Raw genomic sequence first — 20,631 nt, 5'->3', positions numbered from 1 at the left:
TCAACCTCAAACCTGTTCACGAAAATGGATATCGCTGACGGAACGCAGGCGTTCTGCCGCCTGTTCTGCCGTCAGGTCACGTTGTGTTTCTGCCAGCATTTCATAGCCCACCATAAACTTGCGTACGCTCGCAGAGCGCAGCAGGGGCGGGTAGAAGTGGGCATGCAACTGCCAGTGATCATTCTCTTCGCCATTGAATGGCGCACCATGCCATCCCATCGAATAGGGGAAGGAGCACTGAAACAGGTTGTCATAGCGGCTGGTCAGTTTTTTGAGCGCCAGTGCGAGGTCTGCACGCTGTTGCGGTGTCAGTGTCGGTAGACGTGTTACCGCAAACTTGGGAAGCAACAGGGTTTCGAAGGGCCAGGCAGCCCAATAAGGCACTACTGCCAGCCAGTGTTCCGTTTCCACTACGGTACGGCTGCCGTCAGCCTGCTCGCGTTCCGCATAATCGAGCAACATGGCTCGACCATGTTTGGCAAAATACTCCCGTTGGGCGACATCTTCCCGCGCGGCTTCGTTGGGCAAGAAGTCGTTGGCCCATATCTGCCCATGGGGATGGGGATTGGAGCACCCCATCATGGTGCCCTTGTTTTCGAATACTTGGATCCAGCGGTATTCGCGCCCCAGCTCTGCAGTTTGTTCACACCAGGTGTTGACCACGGCAGTGAGGGAGGGGATAGACAACTCGGGCAAGGTCTTGCTGTGATCCGGTGAGAAGCAGATTACCCTGCTGGTGCCGCGTGCACTCTCTAGCTGGAAGAGGGGGTCCTCGCTGGTTGGGGCCATAGGTGTATCAACCATCAGTGCCGCAAAGTCGTTGGTAAAAACGAAGGTCGACGGATAATCCGGATTTTTGTCACCAGTGACGCGAGTATTGCCGGCGCAGAGGAAACAATCCGGATCGTGAGGGGAGCGCTGGGTACGATCGGGTTCATCCTGCTGGCCCTGCCAAGGGCGTTTCGCCCTGTGGGGAGAAACGAGAACCCACTGTTGGATCAATGGGTTGTAACGACGGTGAGGGTGGTCGGTCGGTTCGAATTGCATAGTAAGGTCTGTCTCGTTCTGTATATTCATGGAAGGGGGTAACCGTTTGGATTTTGGGATTGCCAGCGCCAGGTATCAGCCGCCATCTCATCAAGCGTGCGATAAGCCTTCCACCCCAGTTCGTTATAGGCCCGTGTTGGATCTGCCCAACACTGTGCTATGTCCCCGGCGCGGCGCGGCACGATCTCATAAGGCAGTTCGCGGCCACAGGCCTTGGAGAAGGCGGCATGAATGTCCAGGACACTGTAGCCATGCCCAGTGCCCAGGTTGTACACATGGACGCCAGCTTGCCCAAGCGCATGTTTCAAGGCTGCGACGTGGCCATCGGCTAGATCCATGACATGAATGTAATCCCGCACACCGGTACCATCTGGTGTCGGGTAGTCATCACCAAAGATGGCGAGTTTGGCACGGCGGCCCACTGCCACCTGGGCAATATAGGGCATCAGGTTATTGGGAATGCCCTGGGGATCCTCGCCCATCAGGCCGCTGGGATGGGCGCCCACCGGATTGAAATAGCGCAACAGGGTCAATGACCAGTCGGAGGCTGAGTATGCAAAGTCCTTGATGAGGCGCTCCACCATCAGCTTGCTTTGACCATAAGGGTTGGTGGCGTGAAAGGTGGGCGACTCCTCGGTGATGGGCATGATCTCCGGCTCGCCATAGACGGTGGCAGATGAGCTGAACAGCAGGGTCTTGACCCCGGCGCGTCGCATTGCCTGCAGCAACACCAGGGTGCCGCTGACATTGTTGTCATAGTACTCGAGAGGCTTTTGTACCGATTCCCCTACGGCCTTGAGGCCTGCGAAATGGATCACGGCATCTATCTGCTGGTCTGCAAACACACGATCCAGCAGGTCGGCATCCCGCACATCACCGTGATAGTGCTGGGGGCGCAGTCCGCTGAGGCTGTGGATACGTTCGAGGACGCTCTCTTTGCTGTTAACCAGATTGTCCAACAAGATGGGGGTCATCCCGGCAGCGATAAGCTGCAAGCAGGTATGACTACCTATGTAACCAGTTCCACCTGTCACGAGTATCTTCAACATGAATCGCTCCTTGGCGCTCGTTTTTATTGGGTTTTATTTAGTGTAATCGCTTTCCCTTATTCTGCGCTTGTGAACAAGGTCCTGGAAGATGCATCTCCATTTGATGTGATTTTTGTCACATTTTTTACCGCGATGAGCATGAGAATGGATAAGGGTGTATGTAAATGGATTACACAGCGAGACGCTCGTATTGATAGAATGCTCTCGCTTTTGATATGAAAGCCGTGTCAGGTATTGGAAATGTCGGTAGTATCTTGACCCAGTACAGCACTGGTTTTTATTTATACCGTTCACCGGAAAAGCTAATTCATGGCAACCATCAAAGATGTAGCACTCCTGTCAGGCGTATCTGTCGCCACCGTCTCACGCGTCATCAATCACTCGCCAAAGGCGAGTCAGGCGTCACGAGACGCAGTCTTCAAGGCGATGCATGAACTCAACTACCATCCCAACGCGAACGCGAGAGCATTGGCCCATCAGAACAATGACACCTTGGGATTGATCGTTGCTGATGTGTCTGATCCCTTCTTTGGCACCATGGTTAAAGCTGTCGAGCAAGTGGCACAAGCTACGGGGAATTTTCTGCTTATAGGAAATGGCTACCACGACGCAGCCAAAGAGAAGCATGTAATAGAGCAGTTGATAGGGCATCGCTGCTCTGGCCTGGTGGTTCATGCCAAAATGCTGCCAGATGAAGAGCTGATCCAGATGATGAGCTATGTTCCTGGAATGGTGCTTATCAACCGTATTGTTCCTGGATTCGAGTCCCGTTGTGTTGCGCTGGATGATCGCTATGGTTCCTGGCTGGCAACGCGTCACCTGATCCAGGAAGGGCACAAGAAGATAGGGTTTCTGTGTTCCAACCATCAAATCTCTGATTCGCAGGATCGCCTGCAGGGGTATCTGGATGCGCTGCAAGAGCACAATATCCCGGTCGATGAGCGCCTGATCTCCCGTGGCAGCCCGGATGAGCTGGGGGGGGAGGCAGCAATGACGGAGTTGCTGAGTCGGGGGCAACAGATGACAGCCGTCGTTTGCTATAACGACTCAATGGCGGCGGGGGCCTTGTCAGTGCTTAGTGATAACGGGATTGATGTACCTCAAGACCTCTCTTTGGTGGGTTTTGATGATGTCTTGATATCTCGCTACCTGCGCCCCCGTCTGACAACGGTGCGCTATCCCATCATTGCTATGGCCACTCAGGCTGCAGAGCTGGCCATTGCTTTGGCAAAGGGGGGGCCTTTGCCCCAGACGACGCATATGTTTAGCCCGACACTGGTTCGCCGTCACTCGGTTCGCACCATTGATTAGTCCAAGTGCTGGGCTTGTGGGCCTATAGCGATTACGGCAAGGTTACCAGCTCGGGCCTTGCCTTTTTAAAGGCTCATCTTCCTCTTTAATGCCTCAATGTCCTCCTCTTCAAAACCTCTGAACTAGGCGCTCTGGCGAAACAAATAGCCTCCTGGTGCCCAGGAGATGCTTCCGCAAGAGAGGCTTCATGTTCTGCACATCACTTTCATCACCCTTAACGTCAACCATGCTTGAGAACTACCGCTCACTTCTCATGTAATCGATAACACCTCATCTTTTTTGTTTTATTTGTTTAAAATCAATGATTTATGTCGCGGCATGCAATGGAGGCCAGAAGGCTATCTTATTTATTAGTGTAATTATTACAAATGTGTGAGTTTCGTCATGTCATTCACTACGATGTTGTTCTTATAATCCCTCTCGGATAGTGAAAGCGCTTTCCCTTTGGACTGGTAAGCGGTTTATCAGGATAACAATGCAACAGTGGAATAAAGGAATAACTATGAAAGTGAAGCTACTGACGACTTCCGTTGCCCTCGCTCTGTCAATGACAGCATTAAATGCTAATGCTGTTGATTTCACAGGGTATTTTCGCTCTGGCGTAGGTGTGTCCCAGGATGGTGATATGCAAACTGGTCGACAGAACGTTGTCGGCCGCCTGGGTAACGAAAGCGATACCTATACCGAAATTGGTATTGGTCAGGAGGTTTACAACAAGGATGGCAAGACTTTCTACGTTGACAGCATGTTTAGCATGCAGAGCGATGGCTCTAATGACTATGAAAGTACCACCACAGTGTGTAACTTCGATCAAAAAGAGTGTAAGGACGATGCAACCTTTGCCCTGCGCCAATTCAATGTGAAGGCCAAGGGATTGCTCTCAGCCGCGCCCGATGCGGTGGTCTGGGCTGGCAAGCGCTTCTATCAGCGTCATGATCTCCACATCATCGATACCAAGTACTGGAATATCTCGGGAGCTGGCGCCGGTATTGAGAATCTCAAGGCCGGCCCAGGCGCCTTCTCACTGGCCTGGATCCGGTCCGATGGCAACGATATCGATAACTCGATTGTCAACAATGACCTCAACGTCAACTTCCTGGACCTGCGCTATGCCGGCTGGGCTCCCTGGGAAGGGGCTTGGACCGAAGCGGGCGTCAGCTATGCGATGCCTAATCCGACCGATGAACAGAAGAAGGTCGGTAATCTCTATGATCCCAAGAATGGTGTCATGCTGACGGCAGAGATGAGTCAATATTTTGCCGATAGCCGCATCTACGAGAAGTTGGTGCTGCAATATGCTGACAAAGGGTTGGCCCAGAACATGATCTCCCAGGGGGGTGGGTGGTATGATGTTTGGCATTTGACCGACGATGCCAAGGGATACCGTGTAATTTTGACGGGTGACATTCCCATGGGTGAGAAATTCAGTGTAAACCATGTCTTCACTTACGGTAAGGGTGAGAAACTTGAAGCATGGCATGACAACACCGAACTGTTCAGTGCCGTCGCGCGGGGTGGTTATGCGTGGACTGACATCATGAAGACGCTGGTTGAAGCCGGTACTTATGAAACTACCAAGACCTGGACAAGCGGTTCTGAAGAGAAATCGAGTGGCCAGAAATATACCTTGGCTCAAGCCTGGTCAGCTGGACCCAGCTTGTTTGCTCGCCCGGAGATCCGTGTGTTCGCCAGCTATTTGAAAGATGGCGAAGGCAAATCCTTCAACGGTGGTGAAGATGACCACACTTGGAACTTTGGTGTTCAGGCCGAAGCCTGGTGGTAAAAAACGATTCATCAATATCATGGGAGCCCAACCGGGCTCCTTTTTTAATGTCGTCTCGAAATGATTAGTCCGGACCTGCGTGAAATGATGGGGTTGGGGGGAGGTGAGCATTCCACTGAAGAACCATCAGGCAGTATGTTGAAAGGGGAGATCTCCTTTGAAAAAAAGAGGCGCAGCATTGTGGCTGCGCCTTTGCTTTAACGGGTCAATTACTGCAACAGAAAAGCATCCAGTGCGTAGGTGGGTTTGCCACCATTGTCCATCAATCCCAGGCTGTAACCCTGCCAGTTCTTGTAACTCTGCGGTTCCCAATAAAGCACGCCGAGGCCCTTGTTGTTAGGGATCCACTTCATTTTGTTGAGTAGATCGGCGATGGTGTCATAGCTGTTTTTCGGATCATCCCAAGGCATGCCAACCTCCACGATCATCACCTCTTTGTCATATCGACTCACCATATCGGATAGATTGTCATAGCAGAGGTTGTTGAGGGTAAACCAGTCACCGTTACCGCTCTGGGTCGGGTAGATGGAGGCACCAATTACATCCCACTTGGCGCCGTTGTTCTTGAGACCATCAAACATCCAGCGATAGAGAGTGTTGTTCTCACAGTTGGCCAAGTGGACGATCACCTTGGTACTACTGTTGACCGCCTTGACAGCGTCGTAGCCGCTGTTAATGAGCCAGGCAAAGTTCTTCATGTTGACCGAGGCGCGCCCCTCTTCCCAGAGCATGCCATTGTTGGTCTCGTTGCCCACTTGCACCCACTTGGGGGTAATTCCTGCGTTTTTCAGGGCAACGAGGGAATTGTAGGTGTGCCACCATACGTTCGACATTAGCTGATCAAAGGTGTAGCTCTGCCAGGCTGCAGGTTTGGTTTGCTTGCCAGGATCAGCCCAGCTGTCGCTGTAGTGGAAGTCAATCAGCAGATCGAAACCGGCCGCCTTGGCCCGCTTGGCCTTGGCGATGACGTCACTGATGTTGTTCCAGCCATCGGCAGGATTGACCCATACCCTGAGCCGGATGGTGTTCATACCGTGCTCTTTCAGGGTCTTGAACAGATCTTGCTGCTGGCCGGCGTCGTTATAGAACTTGTACCCGGCTTTCTCCATCTGGGTCAGCCAGCTGACGTCAGCTCCCTTGACCATGGCCTCTCCCTGGCCATGAAACAGCAGGGCGCCGCCAAGCAGCAGGGTGGTAAGCAGATGTCTCTTCATTGTTGTTATCTCCTGTCTGGATGTGTGTAGGGTGGCGACAGGGAGGCAGTCCCGCGCCGGGATGGCGTCGCCGTGCGGCGNTGGGGCCGCCTTGCGGCGGCCCTGGGATCACCCGGCGGGGGAGACGGTGACCTGGATGTGTTGGGGATCGCGGCGATCCAGGGTGATGCGATACTGGCCGTCGCTGGGCGGGGTGAACTTCATGTCGCTCCACTGCCAGCCGGCCTTGACTACCACCGGCTTGTCCGACTCGACCTTAGCGGCGGGGTCGAACTGGCCATAGGTGGTGTCGGCCTTCCACTTCTCATCGGCAATCTTGAACTTGTAGGCGCCGTGACTGGCCTGCAAGGCCACCTGGACCGACAGCAAGTCCCCTTGCTGGGTAACCAGTTGCTGGTCTGCCGGGGCCTCCCAGTTGTTCATCTCGCCGCGCAGGAACAGCGGGCGGGCCAGGGGATCCTCCTCGTTGGCCAGCGCGGGCTGGAGGCAGGCGATCAGGGTAGTCAGCAACAGTGTCTTCTTGAACATGGATGGTCCTCTCTGTGGTGTGTGCTCAGGCGCTCTGCAGGGTGAAGCGGCGGGTCAGCGACAGTTGCTGCTGCGATAGCTGCTGCAACTGGTCGCTGGTCTGTGCCACCTTTGCCAGGGCGCCCTGGTTGTCGTCGGCAATCCGGGCGATGTTGGTAATGTTGCGGGCGATCTCGGCGCTGGTCTGCTGTTGCTGCAGGGTCGCGCTGGCGATACGGCTGCTCTGCTCGGCCACCTGCTGCAGCGCCTGGGATAGCTCGGCTAGGGTGGCGCAACCCGCGTCGCTGTCGGTGCGACTCTGGGCCATGGCGTCGTGGCAGCGCAGCATGGTGGCGACCGCACCGCGGGTGCTTTGCTGCAGATCGTCGATGATCCCCTGGATGCGGGTGGTGGAGTCTGCTGTGTGGTGCGCCAACTGACGCACCTCGTCGGCCACCACGGCAAAGCCACGCCCCTGTTCGCCGGCGCGGGCCGCCTCGATGGCGGCGTTGAGGGCCAGCAGATTGGTCTGCTCCGTGATGCGCTCGATCAGGGCGAGGATGTCACCGATGCTGACGCTCAATGTCTGCACCTGTTCCACGCTGCGGCGCGACTCCGCCAACTCGTCAGCCAGTTGCTGCAGCCGTTGACCGGTCGCCGCCCCACGCAGGCTGGCGGCGTGGGCTGCCGCGGCTATGTTGCCGAGGGTCTGCTCGGTCTGGCCTATGCTGCCGGCGACCTCGCGCACCGAGTAGTCCATCTCCTCCATGGCGCTGCAGACCCCTGTGGTTTCGTTGCGCTGCTCGCCGATGGCAAGTTGGGCGTGATGCTGGGCGTGCTGGTTCTGGCCGGCCATGCGGCCGAGGGCATCGGCGGCCTGAACTATCTGACCGAGCATGCCGCTCATCTCGTCGGCCAGGGCGTTGATGCCGGTCGCAAGCTGGCCGAACTCGTCGTGGCGCAGTAGCGGCACGCGTTGGCGCATGTCTCCCTGACTCAGGGCCTTGAGGGTGGTGAGGATGTGGTGCAGTGGCTGGCGGATGGCGCGCACCAGGTGCCACAGCACCAGGGCGCCGAGACCGAGGGAGAGCAACAGGCCGGCGCACAGCCCGAGGCGCAGCCAGAGCAGGATGGCGCCGCTGCCGGCGGTGCTGTGGCGAAGCTGAGCGTCGATCGCGGCGTCAAGCTCGCTCAGATCGCCTAGCAGGCTGTCGATAAGGCGGCTGGCCTGCACACTCTGGTTGCGCAACATGATGCTCTGTTCGACCAGCGCCAGGTGGCGTGCCGGCAGGCTCTCGGGGCCGGCCAGCAGGGTGGCGAGGGTATCGAACCTGGCACCCGTACCGCGTTCCAGGCTCAGGGGCACGCCGAAGGCATCCTCCTGGCCGGCGAGCTGGCGTGCCAGCTCCTGGCGCAGTGCCGCCGCCTGTTCGCTGGCGCGTGCATTGGCAGCCAGACGTGCGGCAACGGGGGCCGGATCCTGCTGCTTGAGGATCTCCTGTGTGGCGCTGACCTGCTGTTCCAGGTTTGCCAGCAGGCGGCTCTTGAGCAGCACGGCGGGGTGGCTGCCCAGAGGGGCGAGCAGCACATCGAGGGCGCTGGCAAGCTGGCGCGCCGTGTCGCCAAGGCGGGTGTCGGCCGCCAGCTTGCTCTGTTCGAGGCGGTTGTGGGCATAGTCATCGACCAACTGCTGGGCCAGTTGCCAGTAGGCGGCCTGTTGCTCGCGCAGGCTCTCGACGCGCGCACTCTGTTGCGGCTCCCCCGCTATCTGTCGAGCCAAGGTGGCCAGATCCTGGTCGAAACGGGCCTGCCATTGCTGCATCTGCTCGCGGGCGGCGCCCAGCTCCTCCTCTCCGGTCTGCAACAATGCGTTGCCCAGATGTCGGTCGAGGGTGAAGAGATCGCGGGTCACGGCGCGGCTCTGCACCAGGGTCGGCGCGGTATGGCTGGCGAGCAGCCCCACCTGGTCGGCCAGCCGTTGGCCGGCGTAGAGAGAGAGGGCCACCGAGAGCAGCAGCAGCAACAGGATGACGGCAAAGCCCAGCGCCAGGCGCTGGATGATGGAAAGGTGACGAGTGCGCAAGTTCATGGTATCGATTACATATGGTGTTGAGTCAACCCAGCCTGATGACACAAGTGATAAGTCATATTTTATCAGTGCTTTACCTCGTTAAAAGATAAGGCCGCGATAAGGGAGGGCACCTGATTCTGATTTTTAGTGTAACGTTTTCATTGTTTTGTGAATCTTTTACACTCTTTCTCGGCACCCTTGTACGGGATTTGTCCAGGGTTGCGAGCCCGCTCTCATTTTGTGTCCCGCGCCCGGGGATAAAAAAAAGCCCCCGACTGGCGGGGGCAAAATGGATCGGGGCATGCAGTAGCCGCGTTCAGCGGCTGATCCTGAGCCCTTCGGCATTGAACACAAGGCAATTTTGCGGGGCAAAGAAGACATCCATCTTCTGGTACGGATGAAACTCCCCATCCCCTGCCAGCAGCAGCTTGAAGCCGTCGGTGCCGCAGCACTGACCGAACAGGTAGGTGCTGTTGCCAAGACGTTCCACCACCTCGCAGGTAAAGGCGAGGTGGATCCCCTCTGCGCCCGGCACCACATGCTCGGGACGCAGGCCAAGGGAGATCTCGCTGCCCGGCTCGAGTCGCTCGGTGAGGATGGGCAGGGTGAGCTCCTGCTGGCCGGCTACCTTGACCCGGATCTGCTCCGGGCTCCAGGCCAGTACGCGGGCCGGCAGGAAGTTCATCTTGGGTGAGCCGATAAAACCGGCCACGAAGCGGTTGCAGGGTTTGTAGTAGAGCTCCATCGGCGAGCCGACCTGTTCCACCTTGCCATAGTTCATCACCACTATCTTGTCGGCCAGGGTCATGGCCTCCACCTGATCGTGGGTCACGTAGATCATGGTGGTCTTGAGTTCCTGATGCAGCTTGGCGATGTGCAGGCGCATCTCGACACGCAGCTCGGCATCGAGGTTGGAGAGTGGCTCGTCAAACAGGAACACCTTGGGGTTGCGCACGATGGCACGGCCGATGGCTACCCGCTGGCGCTGGCCGCCGGAGAGCTGCTTGGGCTTGCGATCGAGCAGGTGGGAGAGCTGCAGCGTCTTGGCCACCATGCTGACCTGGTGGGTTATCTCCTCTTTCGGCACGCCATTGACCCGCAGGCCATAGCCCATGTTCTCGGCCACCGTCATGTGGGGATAGAGGGCATAGGACTGGAACACCATGGCCACTCCGCGATGAGCCGGGGCTACATCGTTGACCACCTGCTCATCAATCGCAATGTGGCCGTCCGAAATCTCTTCCAGACCGGCGATCATGCGCAGCAGAGTGGATTTACCACAACCGGAAGGACCGACAAAGACGGTGAACTCACCATCTTCTACATCCAGATTCACATTATGTAGGGTCACATTGCTGCCAAAACGCTTGATCACATTGTTCAGCCTGATACTCGCCATGAGCTTTAACTCCTTGATAATAAATGCCTTAGCTGCAAATGCTGGGGGCAGTCATGCCCCTGCTGCGGCTTCTTTGCCCTGGGAGGGAGAAGGCGTTTCACACCGTTTCACTCTGTGGCTTTGGGAGGACTATATCAGTCAGGTGTAAGCGGTTGCACAAAATGCTGTTTCTTTTGTGCATGAGATCACAGCCTTGGTACGTGCTACTGGCAGGCTGGGCAAGCACCGCTTACCGTAGAGCCATTCGGTGTAATCGTTACCTTTTTTGCTGTTCCAGTGCACTCGAAGAGCTGTGTAAAGCAAAAATCAAGTGATAGAGCGTATTGCTCCGGATCTGATGTATGGGATTAAACCATTTATTTTTCATTGCATTAGGTGGTAGTGAGGTTGTGTCATAGAGGCCAGACCAGTCCGGCGTGTAATGTGGTTGTGCTTTGTTTTACACCCGAATTGGTAACAAGCTTCAGAAGTTACACCGACTGGATGGAATCGTAACACTCACTTTGCCTACGTGGTCTGAGAAGACCTGCTTTTACCTGAGTTAGGGACAAGGAAATCATATGAAAATCAACAAATTGACTGCTGCAATGTTGTTGTCTTTGGGCGTTATGGGGTTGGGCCAGGTAGCCCGTGCCGCTGACGGTGAACTGCTGGTGTGGGAAGACATCAAGAAATCAAACGGCATTGAGGAGGCTGTCAAGGCGTTCGAAGCCAAGCACAACGTCAAGGTGAAGATCCTCGAAACCCCCTATGCCCAGCAGATCGAGAAGCTGCGCCTGGATGGCCCGGCCGGCATAGGCCCGGATGTGCTGGTACTGCCGCATGATCAGGTGGGCACTGCCGTGGTGCAGGGGCTCATCAGCGAGATCAAGCCGGGTGCCGACTATCTGGCAGGCTTTACCAAGCCGGCGGTGGATGCCCAGACTTATGAAGGCAAGCTCTATGGCCTGCCCAAGGCGGTCGAGACCATCGTCATGGTCTACAACAAAGACCTGCTGCCCAAGGCGCCGGAGAGCTTCGACGAGCTGGTCAAGGCCTCCCAGACCCTGCGTGGGGAGAACAAATACGGCCTGCTCGCCAAGTTTGACGAGATCTATTACTCCTACGGCGTAGTGGCCGCCATGGGGGGCTACATCTTCGGCCAGAACCCCAATGGTTCGCTCAACGTCAAGGACGTGGGCCTGGCCAACCAGGGCTCGGTCGATGCAGTGAGTTTCCTCAAGCGTTTCTACAGTGAAGGACTTTTCCCGGCCGGTATCGTGGGTGAGACCGGTGCCAACGCCATCGATTCCCTGTTCACCGAGAAGAAGGCTGCTGCCGTCATTACTGGACCCTGGTCGTTCCAGCCCTACAAGGATGCGGGGGTGAACTACGGTGTCGCACCGCTGCCGACATTGCCCAATGGCGAGCATATGCGTTCCTTCCTCGGCGTGAAAGGGTACAGCATCTCTACCTATTCCAAGCAGAAAGAGTTGGCGCAGCAGTTCATCGAGTTCATCAACCAGCCTGAGTACGCCAAAGTCCGCTTCGAGAAGACCGGCGAGATCCCGCCGCTCAAGGCGCTGATTGACGATCCGCTCATCAAAGATGACGAGAAATCCCGTGCCGTTGCCATTCAGGCCGGTTTCGCCACTCCGATGCCGAGCGTGCCCGAGATGCAAGAGGTGTGGACCCCTGCCAACAGTGCACTGCAGCTTGGCGTGACTGGCAAGCAGGATGTGAAGGCGGCACTGGAAGGTGCAGTCAAGAACATCAACATGCAGATCGAAGTCAACCACGCGCAGCAATAACACAAGTTGGGCGCAGGCCCAATTCGGGCCGGGCGGCATTCGTGGCCGCCCGGGCTCTTAATGGAAAGGAGGTACATTGTGGTTGTCGATTCCGGATCGCTTACCCAGATCGGTACAAGAACCCATCATGCCAAGGTGGCCGCCCTGCTCTCGCTGATCCCGGGACTCGGTCAGTGGTATAACCGGCAATGGGTCAAGGGCACCCTGTTTTTCACCGTCATGGCCTGCTTCTTCGGCGTATTCCATGATTTTCTATCTCAAGGGTTCTGGGGGCTGTTTACCCTCGGCACGGAGTTGCCCCGGGACAACTCCGTCTTCCTCCTGGCCAAGGGGGTTATCAGCGTACTGGTGGCCATCTTTGGTTGCGCCATCTACTACTGGAGCGTCCGCGACGCCTATGTTAACGGCGATCGCCGGGATCGTGGCGTAGCGCTGACCAGTGTGCGCAAGCAATACCAGTTGCTGCTGAGCGAAGGGTTCCCGTATCTGATGATCACCCCGGGCTTCATCCTGCTGGTGTTCGTGGTGGTGTTCCCCATCATCTTTGGTTTCTCCATCGCCTTCACCAACTACGATCTCTACCACACGCCGCCGGCCAAGCTGGTGGACTGGGTGGGGATGAAGAACTTCATCAACATCTTCAAGCTCGATCTGTGGCGTTCGACCTTGCTCGACGTGCTGCAGTGGACCGTGATCTGGACGCTGATCGCCACCACGTTGCAATGCTCGGTCGGGGTGCTGCTGGCGATCCTGGTCAATCAGAAGGATCTGCGCTTCAAGCCGCTCATCCGCACCATCCTGATCCTGCCGTGGGCAGTGCCCGGTTTTGTCACCATTCTGGTGTTCGCCGGCATGTTCAACGAGACCTTTGGTGTCATCAACAACGGTATTCTGGCTTCTCTGGGTATCGACCCCAAGGCATGGATGACAGATCCCTTCTGGACCAAGACGGCCCTCATCCTGATGCAGACCTGGCTTGGCTTCCCCTTCGTCTTCGCCATGACCACTGGGGTGTTGCAGGCTATCCCGGATGATCTCTACGAGGCGGCCACCATTGACGGTGCCAGCACATGGCACAAGCTGACTACCATTACGCTGCCCCTGGTGCTGTATTCGATCGCTCCGATCCTCATCACCCAGTACACCTTCAACTTCAACAACTTCAACATCATTTACCTGTTCAACAACGGGGGACCTGCGGTGGCTGGTTCCAATGCCGGCGGCACCGACATCCTGGTCTCCTGGATCTACAAGCTGACCATGTCGTCATCCCAGTATGCGATTGCAGCGAGCATCACCATTCTGCTCTCCATCTTCGTGGTCGGCATTGCCCTGTGGCAGTTCCGTGCGACCAATTCGTTCAAGCAAGACGACATGGTGTAAGGAGATCCAGCCATGAGTGCCAAACACAGTCTGAAAAAGAGTAATGCCATCCGCCTGACCCTAAGCTATTTGCTGCTGGCTATGGTTGCGGTGATCATCATCTATCCCCTGATCTGGACGGTTGGAGCCTCTCTCAATCCGGGCAGCAGCCTGCTCAACACTTCGATCATCCCGGAAAACTTCTCCTTTATTCATTACCAGGAGCTGTTTGACGGGCGCATCGACTACGCCGCCTGGTACTGGAACTCGATGAAGATCAGTTTCTTGACCATGGTGTTGACCCTCATCAGCGTCAGCTTCACTGCTTATGCCTTCTCGCGCTTTCGTTTCCGTGGGCGGCAAAATGGCCTGATGTTGTTCCTGTTGTTGCAGATGGTGCCCCAGTTCTCGGCCCTCATCGCCATCTTCGTGTTGGCCCAGATGCTGGGTCTGGTCAACAGCCACCTGGCGCTGGTGCTGGTCTATGTGGGCGGCATGATCCCGATGAACACCTATCTGATGAAGGGTTATCTGGACGCCATCCCCAAGGATCTTGACGAGTCGGCGCGCATGGACGGGGCGGGCAACTTCCGCATCTTCATCGAGATCATCATGCCGCTCTCCAAGCCCATCATTGCGGTGGTTGCACTGTTCTCCTTCACCGGCCCGCTTGGCGACTTCATCCTAGCCAGCACCATATTGCGCACCCCGGATCAGTTCACCCTGCCAATTGGTCTCTACAACCTGGTCGCCCAGAAGATGGGGGCCAGCTACACCACCTATGCGGCGGGAGCTGTGCTCATCGCGGTGCCGGTGGCCATATTGTACCTCTCCTTGCAGAAGTACTTCGTTTCCGGTCTTACCGCAGGTGGGACCAAAGGTTAATCCGTTAAACAGGACGTTCGACATGAAAATCAAGAAGACGCTGGTGATGGCGGCGCTGCTCGCCACCGGCATGTTGGGTATGCATGCCCCCGCCGTGGCTGCCGAAAATGTGGTGGTGCAACCAGTTGTGGTACCGCAGGAGTTCATCAAGGGGGCTGATGTCTCCATGTTGGCCGAAGTAGAGAAATTTGGTGGCAAGTTCTTTGATGCCAGTGGCAAGCAACAGGACGCCATGGCAATCCTCAAGGAGAACGGCTTTAACTACATTCGCCTGCGCTTGTGGGTAGACCCCAAGGATGCGGACGGCAAGCCTTACGGCGGTGGTAACAACGATCTGGCTGCAACGATAGCGCTTGCCAAGCGTGCCAAGGCCCTTGGTATGAAGTTCCTGCTCGATTTCCACTACAGCGATTTCTGGACGGATCCGGGCCGCCAGAACAAGCCCAAGGCGTGGCGTACGATGTCAGTCGAGCAGTTGGCGGATGCCGTTTACGCCCATACCAAGGAAAGCATGGATGCCCTTGCAAAGGCCGGTGTGATGCCTGACATGGTGCAGGTCGGCAACGAGATCAACGGTGGCATGTTATGGCCAGAGGGCAAGAGCTGGGGGCAAAACGGTGGGGAGTTTGATCGCCTGGCCACACTGCTCAAGGCTGGTGTACGTGCTGTGAAAGAGCACGGCAAAGATATCAAGGTGATGCTGCATCTGGCTGAGGGCACCAAAAACGACACCTTCGTCTGGTGGTTTGATGAAGTCGCCAAGCGCGAGGTGCCCTTCGATATCATCGGACTCTCCTTCTACACCTACTGGAACGGCCCCATCAGTGCCCTCAAGGCCAACATGGATGACATCAGTAAGCGCTATGGCAAGGATGTGATCGTGGTCGAGGCCGCCTACGGCTACACCACGGAGAACTGCGACAACGCCGAGAACAACTTCACTGCCAAGGAGGCGAGCGACGGTGGTTACCCGGCCAGCGTACAGGGGCAGGCCGACTTCCTGCGCGATCTGATCAAGAGCGTGGTGGCGGTACCGGACGGGCGTGGCAAGGGAGTCTTCTACTGGGAGCCAGCGTGGCTGCCAACCCCTGGTGCCACTTGGGCCACCAAGGCTGGGATGAAGTACAACAACGACGACTGGAAAGAGGGCAATGCCCGGGAGAACCAGGCGCTGTTTGACTGCTCCGGCCATGTGCTCCCCTCGATCAAGGTATTCAACTGACCCGGTTTCAACCGATAGGGCGACCGGCCATGGCCGGCGCCCCCTCGTTTTAGGAGATGTGTGATGTTCAAGTTTCCCCCGCTCAGTGAACGGGTGCCCGCTCTGCTGCATGGTGCTGATTACAACCCGGATCAGTGGCTGGATGATCCCCAGGTGTTCGAGCGCGATCTCGAGATGATGAAGCAGACCCGCTGCAACGTGATGTCGGTCGGCATCTTCAGTTGGTCTTCCCTGGAGCCACAAGAGGGGCGCTATGAATTCGGCTGGCTCGATACGGTGCTCGATCGCTTGCACGAAAACGGTGTGTCAGTTTTCCTCGCCACACCAAGTGGTGCTCGCCCGGCTTGGCTTTCCCAGCGTTATCCCGAGGTGCTGCGGGTCAGCAAGGAACGTGTGAAGGCACTGCACGGTGGCCGTCACAATCACTGTATGAGTTCGCCTGTCTATCGTGACAAGGTGCGCGCTATCAACGGTGCCCTGGCCGAACGCTACGGCCATCATCCAGGTGTCATCGCCTGGCACATCTCCAACGAGTACGGCGGCGAGTGCCACTGCGAGCTTTGTCAGGAGCGCTTTCGTGACTGGCTCAAGGCTCGTTATGGCAGCATAGAAGCGCTCAATCACGCCTGGTGGAGCAGCTTCTGGAGCCATACCTACACCGACTGGTCACAGATCGAATCCCCGTCTCCCATCGGCGAGAGCTCGATCCACGGCCTAAACCTCGATTGGAAGCGTTTCAATACCGCCCAGGTGAGCGATTTCTGTGCCGAGGAGATCAAGCCCTTGAAGGCGGCCAACCCGAGCCTGCCGGCCACCACCAACTTCATGGAGTACTTCTACGACTATGACTACTGGCAGTTGGCCAAGGAGATCGATTTCATCTCCTGGGACAGCTACCCCCTCTGGCACAACAGTGGCGATGACTCGACCCTGGCGGCGTACACCGCCATGTATCACGACCTGATGCGCACTCTCAAGGGAGGCAAACCTTTCTTCCTGATGGAGTCGACCCCGAGCCTGACCAACTGGCAGCCCATCAGCAAGCTCAAGAAGCCGGGAATGCATATCCTCTCCTCCTTGCAGGCGGTAGCCCACGGCTCCGACTCGGTGCAGTACTTCCAGTGGCGCAAGAGCCGTGGTTCGGTCGAGAAGTTCCACGGCGCCGTGGTCGATCACGTTGGTCACATCGATACCCGGGTGGGCCGCGAGGTGCAGGCGCTAGGCGAGATCCTGGCCAAGTTGCAAGAGGTCGCTGGCAGCCGCGTCGAGGCCAAAGTGGCCATCATTTTCGACTGGGAGAGCCGTTGGGCCATGGACAATGCCCAGGGGCCGCGCAATGCCGGCCTCTTCTACGAGAAGACGGTAGCCGAGCACTACCGCCCATTCTGGGAGGCAGGGGTGGCGGTGGATGTCATCAATGCCGACTGCGCGCTGGATGGCTATGACCTGGTTATCGCCCCAATGCTCTACATGGTGCGCGATGGCTTTGCCGAACGGGTTGACGCCTTTGTCAAACGAGGTGGGCAGTTTGTTACCACTTACTGGAGCGGCATCGTCAACGAGACCGATCTCTGTCACCTGGGGGGATTCCCAGGGCCGCTGCGCCCGGTCCTTGGGATCTGGGCAGAGGAGATAGACGGTCTCTATGACGAGGAACGTAACGCCGTCTCGGGTCTTGCTGGCAACGAAGCCGGACTCTGCGGCCCTTACGAAGTCACTCACCTTTGCGATCTCATCCACCTGGAAGGCGCGAGGGCCCTGGCCAGCTATGACGGTGACTTTTATGCCGGACGTCCGGCGGTGACGGTCAACGAGCACGGGACAGGTCGCGCCTATTATGTCGCCTCGCGGAATGATCTGGCGTTCCAACGCGACTTCTTTGGCCATCTCATCGAGACCCTGGCCCTGCCGCGTGCTTTGCCAGCCTTGCCGGAGGGGGTCACAGCTCAGTGTCGCAGCGATGGTGAGCAGGAGTTCGTGTTCGTGCAAAACTTCGCCAACGCCGAGCGTCTGGTCACTCTGCCGGGTGGTCACAGTGACATGGTGAGCGGTGAGGCGCTGAGCGATTCGCTGGTGCTGCCTCCATTCGGCTGCCGAGTGCTGCGTCGCGCCCGTTGATTGCGGGGCGGAGCCAGTGGCTTCGCCCTCTTTTTTTATGTTTAGGAGATTCAAATGGTCAAGATGCAGGACTTCAAGCGGCTGTTCGCCGCCGCCCTCGGCCACAAGGAGGAAAAATCGACCGAGGCGCCGCTCTCCGGGCTGGACGAGGCGGCCATCACCGCGCTCATCGCTGCCTTTGGTGGGCACGACAACATAGTGAGCTTTGACGCCTGCCTGACCCGGCTGCGGGTCAAGGTCAATGCCTTGCAGCAGGTCGACAGCGAGGCGCTGCAAGGTCTCGGTGCCATCGGCGTCATCATCATCGGTGACGAGGTGCAGGCCATCTTCGGCAAGCGCTCGGACAACCTGCGCCGCGAGCTCGGTCAGTGGTTCGAGCTGCACGAGCCGGAGCAACACTAGCATGTACCTCCCGCTGAGCTGGCCACTGTTGGTCATGCTGGGAGCGATCAGTGCAGGGGCTGGAGCCGCTCCTCACAACCTGGCCATCCGAGGGGCGGATGTCTCCACCTTGGCCGAACTCGAGCGCCTGGGCGTTCACTATCAGGACGAGACGCGACAGGGGGATTTGCTAACCCTGATGCGCGAGCGTGGCCTCAACCTGGTGCGCCTGCGGCTGTGGGTCGATCCCCGCTCGGCCAAGGGGGAACCCTTTGGTGGTGGCAACAATGATCTGGAAAAGGTGATTGCACTGGCGCAGCGAAGCCGGTCCCTCAACCTGCCCTGGTTGCTCGATCTTCATTACAGCGACTTCTGGGCCGATCCGGGCAAGCAGTACACGCCACGGACCTGGCGAGGCAAGTCGGAAGCAGAACTGGCTGCGATGTTGCACGATTACAGCGCCGCCGTGATGCAGCGCCTGCGCGAGGCTGGGGTGCCGCCGCAAATGGTACAGGTCGGCAACGAACTCAATAACGGCATGCTGTGGCCGCTGGGGCAACTACACCGACAGGAAGAAGAGGAGGGGTTCGATCGACTGGCCCAGCTGCTCAAGGCGGCCATCGCCGGGATCCGCGCTGGCAGCGAGGGGGGGATCACCCCACGACTGATGCTGCATCTTGCTGAAGGAGGGGATGAGGCTCAGTGCCTGCGCTGGTTCAAGGCGATGCAGGCGCGCGATGTGCCGTTCGATCTGGTGGGTCTCTCCTTCTACCCCTATTGGCACGGATCCTTGGGTGACCTCTCGCGCACCATGAACAGCCTTGCCACCCAAATCAGACTCCCGCTGCTGGTGGTTGAGACCGCCTATGGGCACGACACCGTCAACCAGGACGCTGTTCGCAACGCCTTCGGTGAGCAGGAGGCCGTGCGCGGCGGGTTTGCTGCGACGCCCGAGGGGCAACTGGCGTTTCTCGATGCCTTGCGTGCCGCTATTGGCGCAGTGCCGGATCGGCTCGGGCTCGGGTTTGTCTACTGGGAGCCGGGCTGGATCCGGGTCACCGGTGACAGCTGGGCCAGTCAGGCTGGCATGGCGTTCCTCGGGATAGACGAACCCCTCGGTAATGGTTGGGAGAACCAGGCCCTGTTTGATCGGGAGGGCAGAGGACTGCCGGCGTTGGCCGCCTTTGCCCCGACCCGCTGACTATTTCACATTGAAGAGATGACAACAGCACCATGAAGACTGACATGAAAAAGACCAAAATCGTCTGCACCATCGGTCCCAAGACCGAATCCAAAGAAATGCTGGGCAAGATGCTGGATGCCGGCATGAACGTCATGCGCCTGAACTTCTCCCACGGCGACTACGCCGAACACGGTGGTCGCATCAGCAACCTGCGCGCTGTCATGGCCGAAACCGGCAAGCACGCAGCCATCCTGCTGGACACCAAGGGTCCGGAAATCCGCACCATCAAGCTCGAAGGCGGCAACGACGTCTCCCTGGTCGCCGGCCAGACCTTCACTTTCACCACCGACCAGACCGTGGTGGGCAACAAAGACAAAGTCGCCGTCACCTATGCCGGTTTTGCCAGCGACCTGCGCGTCGGCAACCGTATCCTGGTTGACGATGGCCTGATCGGCCTGGACGTCATCGAGATCACCGAACGCGAAGTGATCTGTAAAGTCCTGAACAACGGCGATCTGGGCGAGAACAAGGGCATCAACCTGCCGGGCGTCTCCATCAAGCTGCCGGCCCTGGCCGAGAAAGACAAGCGCGACCTGATCTTCGGTTGCGAGCAGGGCGTCGACTTTGTGGCCGCCTCCTTCATCCGCAAGAAGGAAGACGTGCTGGAAATCCGTGAGCACCTGAAGGCCCACGGTGGCGAGGCCATCCAGATCATCTCCAAGATCGAAAACCAGGAAGGCCTGGACAACTTCGACGAGATCCTGGCCGTGTCCGACGGCATCATGGTCGCCCGCGGCGACATGGGTGTGGAAATCCCGGTGGAAGAAGTGATCTTCGCCCAGAAGATGATCATCGAGAAGTGCAACAAGGCACGCAAAGTGGTCATCACCGCCACCCAGATGCTGGACTCCATGATCAAGAACCCGCGTCCGACCCGCGCCGAAGCCGGCGACGTGGCCAACGCCATCCTGGACGGTACCGATGCCGTCATGCTGTCCGGTGAGTCCGCCAAGGGCAAGTACCCGCTGGAAGCCGTGACCATCATGGCCACCATCTGCGAGCGTACCGACTCCGTGATGCCGTCCAACCTGTCTGCCGCCAACGACAGCAACAAGCTGCGCATCACCGAAGCGGTCTGCAAAGGCGCGGTCGAGACCTCCGAGAAGCTGGACGCCCCGCTGATCGTGGTCGCCACTGAAGGCGGCAAGTCTGCCAAGGCCATCCGCAAGTACTTCCCGAAAGCCTGGATCCTGGCCATCACCACCAACAAGAAGACCGCTGCCCAGCTGGTGCTGACCAAGGGTGTGGT

The 20,631-nt window shown here is 57.8% G+C and carries 16 protein-coding genes; 10 read left to right on the top strand and 6 right to left on the bottom strand.

The window, feature by feature from the left end; genetic code table 11:
• Positions 1-6: 6 nt before the first annotated feature.
• Together galT and galE are read right to left on the bottom strand one after the other, a co-directional pair.
• Positions 7-1,047 carry a galactose-1-phosphate uridylyltransferase gene (gene galT, locus AB5Y93_RS17600; RefSeq protein WP_041213008.1) on the bottom strand — a complete coding sequence of 347 codons (1,041 nt, stop codon included), beginning with the start codon at positions 1,045-1,047 and terminating at the stop codon, positions 7-9.
• Between the two features lie 26 nt (positions 1,048-1,073).
• The gene (gene galE, locus AB5Y93_RS17595; RefSeq protein ID WP_219635189.1) at positions 1,074-2,093 is read right to left on the bottom strand and encodes a UDP-glucose 4-epimerase GalE; all 1,020 of its coding nucleotides are present in this window, start codon (positions 2,091-2,093) and stop codon (positions 1,074-1,076) included.
• A gap of 312 nt (positions 2,094-2,405) precedes the next feature.
• Here galE and galR point away from each other — a divergent pair, with 312 nt between their 5' ends.
• Positions 2,406-3,407 (top strand): HTH-type transcriptional regulator GalR, encoded by a 1,002-nt coding sequence (gene galR / locus AB5Y93_RS17590; protein ID WP_041212951.1) that lies wholly within the window; start codon positions 2,406-2,408, stop codon positions 3,405-3,407.
• A gap of 496 nt (positions 3,408-3,903) precedes the next feature.
• Positions 3,904-5,190, top strand: coding sequence for a maltoporin (locus tag AB5Y93_RS17585; RefSeq protein ID WP_113070661.1), 1,287 nt, complete (start codon positions 3,904-3,906; stop codon positions 5,188-5,190).
• Positions 5,191-5,399: 209 nt separating this feature from the next.
• On the opposite strand, the gene AB5Y93_RS17580 is transcribed toward AB5Y93_RS17585, so the two are convergent.
• The 4 genes from AB5Y93_RS17580 to AB5Y93_RS17565 form a co-directional block, all read right to left on the bottom strand.
• Positions 5,400-6,404, bottom strand: coding sequence for a glycosyl hydrolase 53 family protein (locus tag AB5Y93_RS17580; protein ID WP_041215315.1), 1,005 nt, complete (start codon positions 6,402-6,404; stop codon positions 5,400-5,402).
• 108 nt (positions 6,405-6,512) lie between these two features.
• Positions 6,513-6,932, bottom strand: a complete 420-nt coding sequence (locus AB5Y93_RS17575; RefSeq protein WP_041212954.1) for a hypothetical protein — start codon at positions 6,930-6,932, stop codon at positions 6,513-6,515.
• A 25-nt stretch (positions 6,933-6,957) separates the two neighbouring features.
• Positions 6,958-9,000, bottom strand: coding sequence for a methyl-accepting chemotaxis protein (locus tag AB5Y93_RS17570; protein ID WP_041215314.1), 2,043 nt, complete (start codon positions 8,998-9,000; stop codon positions 6,958-6,960).
• Between the two features lie 298 nt (positions 9,001-9,298).
• Positions 9,299-10,381, bottom strand: coding sequence for an ABC transporter ATP-binding protein (locus tag AB5Y93_RS17565; RefSeq protein WP_041212956.1), 1,083 nt, complete (start codon positions 10,379-10,381; stop codon positions 9,299-9,301).
• Positions 10,382-10,941: 560 nt separating this feature from the next.
• On the opposite strand from AB5Y93_RS17565, the gene AB5Y93_RS17560 reads away from it, so the two are divergent.
• The 8 genes from AB5Y93_RS17560 to pykF all read left to right on the top strand — a co-directional run.
• On the top strand, positions 10,942-12,171 hold the full coding sequence (locus AB5Y93_RS17560; protein WP_041215313.1) for an extracellular solute-binding protein: 1,230 nt from the start codon (positions 10,942-10,944) through the stop codon (positions 12,169-12,171).
• A 78-nt stretch (positions 12,172-12,249) separates the two neighbouring features.
• Entirely contained in the window at positions 12,250-13,554 is a 1,305-nt protein-coding gene (locus tag AB5Y93_RS17555; protein ID WP_041212958.1) for a carbohydrate ABC transporter permease, read from the top strand.
• 12 nt (positions 13,555-13,566) lie between these two features.
• Positions 13,567-14,418: a sugar ABC transporter permease gene (locus tag AB5Y93_RS17550; protein ID WP_041212959.1), complete on the top strand. Its 852-nt coding sequence runs from the start codon at positions 13,567-13,569 to the stop codon at positions 14,416-14,418.
• Between the two features lie 22 nt (positions 14,419-14,440).
• Positions 14,441-15,640, top strand: a complete 1,200-nt coding sequence (locus AB5Y93_RS17545; RefSeq protein WP_041212960.1) for an arabinogalactan endo-beta-1,4-galactanase — start codon at positions 14,441-14,443, stop codon at positions 15,638-15,640.
• A 63-nt stretch (positions 15,641-15,703) separates the two neighbouring features.
• Positions 15,704-17,758, top strand: a complete 2,055-nt coding sequence (locus tag AB5Y93_RS17540; RefSeq protein ID WP_042016006.1) for a beta-galactosidase — start codon at positions 15,704-15,706, stop codon at positions 17,756-17,758.
• 54 nt (positions 17,759-17,812) lie between these two features.
• Complete coding sequence (locus AB5Y93_RS17535) at positions 17,813-18,160, top strand: glucose PTS transporter subunit EIIB (RefSeq protein ID WP_041211339.1); 348 nt, start codon at positions 17,813-17,815, stop codon at positions 18,158-18,160.
• Position 18,161: 1 nt separating this feature from the next.
• Positions 18,162-19,340 carry a glycosyl hydrolase 53 family protein gene (locus tag AB5Y93_RS17530; protein ID WP_052130432.1) on the top strand — a complete coding sequence of 393 codons (1,179 nt, stop codon included), beginning with the start codon at positions 18,162-18,164 and terminating at the stop codon, positions 19,338-19,340.
• A gap of 44 nt (positions 19,341-19,384) precedes the next feature.
• On the top strand, positions 19,385-20,631 hold a 1,247-nt coding region (gene pykF / locus AB5Y93_RS17525), incomplete at its 3' end, for a pyruvate kinase PykF (protein ID WP_368229947.1).

Origin of the sequence: Aeromonas sp. R10-1 (genome assembly GCF_040908465.1) — a bacterium.
GTDB classification, from domain to species: domain Bacteria; phylum Pseudomonadota; class Gammaproteobacteria; order Enterobacterales; family Aeromonadaceae; genus Aeromonas; species Aeromonas caviae.
Note: the sequence above shows the minus strand (reverse complement) of the source record. Positions and strands in the feature narration are given on the sequence as shown.